At 70.0% G+C, this 6,779-nt stretch carries 4 protein-coding genes; 1 reads left to right on the forward strand and 3 read right to left on the reverse strand.

All coding sequences use genetic code 11. From position 1 onward, the window contains the following. Positions 1-174 precede the first annotated feature (174 nt). A complete protein-coding gene (locus VM221_01360; GenBank protein HUT73464.1) occupies positions 175-2,574 on the reverse strand; it encodes an alpha-galactosidase in 2,400 nt (799 codons plus the stop codon). 449 nt (positions 2,575-3,023) lie between these two features. Here VM221_01360 and VM221_01365 point away from each other — a divergent pair, with 449 nt between their 5' ends. Then, positions 3,024-3,809, forward strand: coding sequence for a carbon-nitrogen hydrolase family protein (locus tag VM221_01365; GenBank protein HUT73465.1), 786 nt, complete (start codon positions 3,024-3,026; stop codon positions 3,807-3,809). Between the two features lie 40 nt (positions 3,810-3,849). Here VM221_01365 and VM221_01370 read toward each other — a convergent pair whose 3' ends face one another. Together VM221_01370 and VM221_01375 are read right to left on the reverse strand one after the other, a co-directional pair. Further along, positions 3,850-5,271: a hypothetical protein gene (locus VM221_01370; protein ID HUT73466.1), complete on the reverse strand. Its 1,422-nt coding sequence runs from the start codon at positions 5,269-5,271 to the stop codon at positions 3,850-3,852. A 24-nt stretch (positions 5,272-5,295) separates the two neighbouring features. After that, positions 5,296-6,555, reverse strand: coding sequence for a DegT/DnrJ/EryC1/StrS family aminotransferase (locus tag VM221_01375; protein ID HUT73467.1), 1,260 nt, complete (start codon positions 6,553-6,555; stop codon positions 5,296-5,298). Between the last annotated feature and the right edge of the window lie 224 nt (positions 6,556-6,779).

The following is a 6,779-nucleotide window of genomic DNA, read 5'->3' on the forward strand; positions in this document are numbered from 1 at the left end:
CCAGTAGATAGGCGCCGGGCAGCACTTGCACGGTGCCGCCCCCGCCCCGCGCGATCTCGTCAATCGCGGCCTGGATCGCCCGGTTGTCGGCGCCGCAGAAGTCCGCCCCCGCGGCGCCGACGGTGATCACTTGCTCGCTCATGGCATGGACTCCTATTGACGCTGCGGCCGGCTTTACGCCGCCTCTACATGCTCAAAGCGCAGCGTCCAGGGGGTGACCTCCGCCGCGCAGACGATGGGCAGCACCCAGGCCCCCGCGGCCCCCGGGCACACCGGCGCGGGCCGGCCGGCGACGGTCGCCGCGGGCTCACCGCGACCAGGGGCGGCCACGGTGATACTGCCGCTGTGCCCGGCTGGGCGATGAAGCTCGCCCCGCAGCTCGCCGGCGGTTTCATCCCACCGCACACCCCGCAGCTCGGCCCCCGCGCTCTGGTGGAACCCGGTGCCCACCACCCAGGGGTGCGGGCGCGCGCGGCGCACGGCTACCAGCTTAACAGCGGGGCCAAAGAAGGTGAACTCGAGCGCGCCGCTCACTTCGTGCGCCTGAACCTCGCCCGGATCTCGTTCGCAGCCGCCGGAGAAGGTCGGCTCCAGCGCCCTGTTTGCCTCGCCCAGGAAGGCGCCGGACCAGAACTCGTAGGCCCAATAGGTCTCCGTTGGATCGAGCCCCAGGCGCTCCAATGGAACGCGGAAGGTGCGCGACTCGGGGTCTCCGTAGTGATAGCGTCCCGACGGTAGATCGAAGTTGAACAGCCCCACCAGGTCCCACGAGTCCCAGTCCGCCTCGACGCGCAGATGCCACACCGACGGGTACTCGCTGTCGAACAGGTCAACGGGTTTCGCCGGCTTGCTCAGCGGCGGCAGCACCGACAGCAGCACCTGCCAGCGATCCTCGGGCAGGCGCGTCAGGTCATCGCTGATATTGACCTCGCCGCCGCACAGGAAAGTCGCAGTGGCGCGCACGCGCGCCTCCTCCAACGTCCCGGGAGGGCCGACACACAGGCACGACGGCTCGATGATGCCCCAGCGCCCCTGCTGGTAGAGATGGCAGGCGACGGCGGTATAGACCTCCCGCAGATGGCGCCAGCCGACATAGCCGGTGTTGCCCGTATCGTAGCAGGCGTACAGCAGCCCGAATAGGCCCAGCCCCGCCATCTCCAGGTGGCTGCAGTTGAGGATGAGCGCGTCGGGGCGGCCCGCGCGCAGCTCGTCGCGGATGATACGGCAGCCCAAGCGTCCGGCTTCGAAGCCGCCGCCCCCCACGATGCGCGGGTCGTGGCGGTGGCGCAGCGACGCCGCGTGAACCGCGCTGATGAAGTCGCACTTGAGATAGCGCACCCCGCGCCGCGCCAGGCTGGCGATGTTCTCGCGCAGCCAGGCCTGCGCGCCGGGATGAGTAAGGTCCACGACATAGGTGTCGCCGTGGGGCTCCCAGTACCACCTCCCGAAGCTCGCGGGCCGGCCGTTGGCGTCCCGCAGCAGCCACTCCGGATGCTCCTTCGCCAGGGACTGAAACTCGCTGACGGTGAACGGCGCGTTCCAGGCGCCGAGTGCAAGACCGTGTTCCGCGAGCCGCTCGGACAACCACCCCAGGCCGTGGGCGAACTGGTCATTCTCGCGGTACTCGCTCGGCAGGAATCCCGCCTCCCACCCGAGATCCACCTCCATGATGGACAGGCCCAGGGGCTTGAGGCGCGTCGCCGCGACCTGTGCATTGGCGAGCACCAGCTCTTCCGACACCGTGAGCCGGTAGGGATACCACGAACACCACGACACCGGGCTGCGCGCCGGCGGCCGCAGGTCGTGCTTGCGCTGCACGTGATCGCCCCACCGTTCGAGCAGCCGCCAGGGGTCCAGGTCCATCATCCAGACGACGCTCTCCAGGGCCAGCTCTTCCGCCGGCTCTACGCGCAGATCCCCGCCGTCGAAGGCGAGCGCCCAGCTGGTCACGCCCGCGCCCTCGGCAAAGGCCATCTGCACCACTCCCATCCAGCGCTCGAAGCTGTCGAAACCCACCAGCAGGGCCTGCCCCACGGTGGGGTTGTAAAGCTCCCAGACGGTGCGAGAGGTTCCTTGGGCCAAGGCGTGCGGGTCGTTCTCCATCGGCTCCGGGGGGCGCGAGTAAACCGCCGGCGTGGGCGCTTGCTCGGCGATGCCGCGGACGCACGCGAAGTAGCCGGCCTCCTCGTAGATGCGCGCGGAGTCTTCGCCGTCGCCGAATGCGGCGCGGCCGGGGGAGGTCAGCTCCAGCAGGGACACGTAGTTTAGCACCGCCGGTTCAGTCGCAGCGCGGGCGAGCCGGGCGGCCATCACCATCCCGCCATCGTCGGCGGGAGCGAAGTCGAGAATCACAGCCGTGCCGGCGGAGGAGAACTCCGCCGTCAGCCGTGCGGAATCCCGGGCCGGCTCGAAGCGCAGCGCGGACGGCACGTGCCGCTCGCCGTCAATGGTCAGCGCCGGCCGCAGTGGGCCCAGGCGCAAGCCGGGCCATCGCGGCGATTCGACCACAACCCCAGCGCCCCTGGGCTCCAGCCGCAGCCGAAACGATCCCAGCGCACATGTGCCTTGGGACATCCCGGCGCCTCCCGCGCGCAAACGATTCCCCGGTATTCGACGCCAGCGTCCCCCGGCCTTCCCGGGCTGACCGGTGTGTCCAATGGGGCCATTGTGTGGGGGGTCGAGCGATGGCAGGCGGTTGCCGGGTGGCGTCGCTCAGGCGCAGGACATCTGCCGCGTTCGTCGTATCTGCGGGAGTAATAGGCCGATCATCGGTGAGGAGCCGGGGTGGCAGCTTGCCGCGCCGACATATTCATCGGCCGGCCGGCGGGGGGCGCGGCCGCGGTCATGGTCTCAGGGTTGGTCTTCTGTGCCAGCGCACTTGCGGGCGGATGGGGCGGGCGCGCCGGGGCCGCGTTTCTCGGACGGCGCGCGCGATGAAGCCGCTGGTCGCTGCCAGATGACGCGGCTGGTGCCGCCGCAACCAGCCGCGCCTGCAATATGCGCGCCGCGCACGGGGTAGGGAAATGATAAGGATCGCCGGGCTGGCGCTCCAGAGCAAACCGGGGGATAAGGACGGCAATTGGCGCAAGGCGCGACGGCTGGTGCGGCGGGCGGCGGCGCGCGGCGCGCAGCTCGTGTGCGCGCCGGAGGGCTTTCTCGAAGGCTACGTCGTCCAGCAGCCGGGCCTGACGCGCGCCGCATACCGGGCCGCCGGCGAGTCAGTGCGGCGCAGCCGTTACCTGCGCGAGATGCGCGACCTCTGCGCCGAGCTGGGCATCTACCTGGCCGCCGGTTTCGCCGAGCGCGCGGGACCGCGCATGCACAACTCGGCGGCGCTCATCGGCCCCGACGGCGCCGTGGTCGGCGTTTTCCGCAAGGTGCACCTGATGGGCGCTGAGCCGCTGAACACCCCCGGCGACGAGTTCCCCGTCTTCGACACCGCGCTCGGCCGCGTCGGCATCATGATCTGCTTCGACCGCCAGCTCCCCGAGGCGGCGCGCTTGCTGGCGCTGCGCGGGGCGCGGCTGATACTGAATCCCTCCGCCGGCATGTATGGCGAGCGAAACGACGTGATGATGCGCACGCGCGCCTACGAGAACGGGCTGTGGATCATCTTCTCCCACCCGCGCGACTGCCTTATCATCTCCCCCGCGGGCGACATCATCGCCCGGGCCGACGGCCCCGACCGGGTGGTGGTGGCCGATGTTGACCTCGACGCCGCCGGCGGCGGGGGGCCGGGGCGTCACCGGCGGCCCGAGGTTTACCGCGACCTGTGCAACCCGCGGCTGCGATTCCCGTCCAAGGACTGACGCGCAGGCCGGCGGGGTTCCCGCACTCGACGGACTGCCCTCAGCCGGGGAAGACCTCTCCCAGCAGCCCTATCGCATTCTCCACCACCACGTCGAGCGCCTCCGGACACAGCTTCGCCCAGTATGAAGTATTGACCTCATGTCCCCCACGCGCCAAGGCCTCGCGGGTGGGGACATAGCCGACGTACTGGGTGGTGCAGTGGGCGACGTAGGTGGGATAGGTCGGGGAGCCGATCTTGATGGCGAGCTGCCCCTCGACGAAGGGCTCTCCCGGCAGGCCGACGATGGCGATGTCACCCACACGCAGGACCTGGATCTCGTAGGGCATTTCGGGCTCGCGGCGGCGCAAGAGATCAACGCTCACCAGTTGCGAGGCCGAAATCCATTCCCCGCTCACGGCGGTCCGCTCGTCGTCTGCCCAGGGCGGCTGGGAATGTCCGGCCAGCGCCTCGCGCGCCGCCGCCAGCGCTTCGGGGGCAACCTCGCGGATCGCCAGTGGCACCTCCCGCCGGCGGCTGTCGAGCGTCTCTTCCTCGCGGAACATCATGCGCTCGATAATGCGCCCCGCGGTCTCCGCCAGCTCCCGCCCCATGCGCCGGTGATCGCACACGAAGTCCGGCTCGAACGGCGGCCACGGGTTGATGTTGCCGCAGCAGCCGTTAATCACCAGCGGCACGCAGTCAGGTCCGTAGATGCGGCGCATCTCCTCCGCCCACGCCCCCGGCCAGTCCGCCGACACCACCAGGTTCGGTAGGTGCGTGAAGACATTGACCGGGTGGCAGGTATGGTGCAGAACCATGGCCACCATGCGCCCGTCGGCGTCGCGCAGGCACACCGCCCCGACCTCGGGATCGGTGGGCCCCTCCAGGTAGCGGACGTCGGTTGGCCCCAGGGGGTGCTGCAGCGAGGAGTACAGCCACGGCATGATCGCCGTGCCGTCGCGGGTCACCCCGCGGCGGTTGAAGGCCAGCCGGTCGTTGACGGCGCTGCCCGCCCCCACCTGCACCGGCTGCAGGCAATCGTCGGCATGGCGGATCGCCTCAATCGCTCCTTGCGCGGCGCGTTCGGCGAACCGCGTCTCTCCCCCGCGCAGCCACTCGAACTCCGCCGGCACGTTGGGGAAGTCATCGTCCAGCATGAAGTGGCCGACGGAGGGCGCGGAGTGAGTCTGGATGGCGTGCACCATCACCGCGTCGTGGGCGAAGCCGAGCTCGGCGGCGGCGGCGCGGATGTGCTCGGTCCAGGGGCGAGTGATGATGGTCACGTCCAAGGTCAGCAAGCACAACTTGCGGTCCCCGCGCTCGAGCACGAGCGCCTTGGCGTACAGGGGATCGAGCACCGACTGGGCGGGCCGGAACCGCCCGATGCTGCCGGCGAGGTGCGCGCCGGCCGGCGGCGTGATCTCGACCTGGGCGGCGCCGGCGCGCAGGGGGCCGGCGGCGGTAGCGGCGTCTGATTTCATCGGCTGTCTCTCTCGGATGCCATCCTATTCGCGCAACTCGTCGCGGTGGTGATGTACCTTTTCGATCGCCGCGATGATGAGGTCAATGTTCGCGCCCTCCATGAGCACGTCTTTCATCAGGCTCACCTGTTCCGCGGCGAGGATGCGCTCGGCGATGGGCAGGACCACCTTCGAGTAGTCCATTTCCCCCGGGTAATGGCCGCAGTTGATGGGGCAGCCGGTGCGCCCGAAGCCATGCTCGCGGAAGACCGGGTTATGGTGCAGCGGGATGCCGTAGGCGTTGCCGGCGGGGATGCCCTCGGCCTGCAGCGCCTGCAGGAAGCGATCGCGGTGGACGCCGTCCCACTGGTCGGCCAGAAAGCGGAACAGGTAGAAGTAGTAGCCCTGGGCGGTAATGCGCGGGTCCGGCTTGAGCGGGGCGACCCCGGGCATGTCGGCCAGGGCGGCGGACAGGCGCGAGGCGTTGCGGTGGCGGGCTTCGGTTTGCTGCGGCAGCCGTTCGAGCTGGCTGCGCAGCAGCGCCCCCTGGAGCTCAGTCAGGCGATAGTTGGGGGCGACGATGTGGTGCTCGTAGAAGGGGCGGCCGGGGATGCGACCGATGTGGTGATAGGAGAACGCCTTGGCGGCCACCTCTTCGTCGTCGGTGATAACGGCCCCGCCCTCGCCGCTGGTGAGGCTCTTGGAGGCCTGGAAGCTGAAGGCGCCGGCGTTGACCAGCGCCCCGACCTTGCGCCCGCGCCACTCGGAGCCGTGGGCGTGAGCGCAGTCCTCGACGATGAATAACCCTCGCCGCGCCGCCAGCTCGGCGATGGCGTCCATGTCGCAGGGGTAGCCGCCGTAGTGGACGATGACCGCCGCGCGGGTGCGCGGAGTGATGGCCGCCGCCATGGCGGCGGGGTCAATCTGGTAGGTCGCGGCATCCACCTCCACAAACACGGGCACCGCCCTGGCGAGGACGATGGCGGTGGCGGAGGAGATGAAGGTCAGCGGCGTCACCAGCACCTCGTCGCCGGCTTCGACGCCGCCGGCGCGCAGCGCGACCTCGATGGCGGCGGTGCCGTTGACCACCGCCACGCAGTGGGCGGCGTCGTGGTAGCGCGCAAACTCGGCCTCAAAGTGCGCGACCTCGGAATCCTGGGGATCAACCTGGCCGACGCGACACCAGTTGCCGGAATCGAGGGCGCGCAAGAGCGCCTGGCGGTCGCGGTCATCGAAGATAGGCCAAGTCGCGCGCAGGCCTTGCGGCGCCACCGCAGCGCCGCCGCTAATCGCAAGCTGGGGCATCTGATGGCCTCCGAGAGAATTGGGCGCGGGGACCCGCGTCGCCCGCTACTTCGCCGAGGCCCTGAGGACTCCTGCGCTGCCACTGACCTTGGGCGCAGGATGGCGACCGCGGGCCCAAGGGATCTGCCGCCCTGCCACTTCACGCATAACGCCTGCGCACAATCCGTGCCCAATCTGTGTCATCTGCGCGACGGCTAGGCAGCTTTGCTGCCGCCGTGGCGGCC

It is taken from the genome of Armatimonadota bacterium (genome assembly GCA_035527535.1).
GTDB lineage: Bacteria > Armatimonadota > Hebobacteria.

Bases quoted from the DNA above. Each gene is read 5' to 3' on its own strand.
- VM221_01360 (HUT73464.1), bottom strand. From the start codon at position 2,574: ATGTCCCAAGGCACATGTGCGCTGGGATCGTTTCGGCTGCGGCTGGAG.
- VM221_01365 (HUT73465.1), top strand. From the start codon at position 3,024: ATGATAAGGATCGCCGGGCTGGCGCTCCAGAGCAAACCGGGGGATAAG.
- VM221_01375 (HUT73467.1), bottom strand. From the start codon at position 6,555: ATGCCCCAGCTTGCGATTAGCGGCGGCGCTGCGGTGGCGCCGCAAGGC.
- VM221_01370 (HUT73466.1), bottom strand. From the start codon at position 5,271: ATGAAATCAGACGCCGCTACCGCCGCCGGCCCCCTGCGCGCCGGCGCC.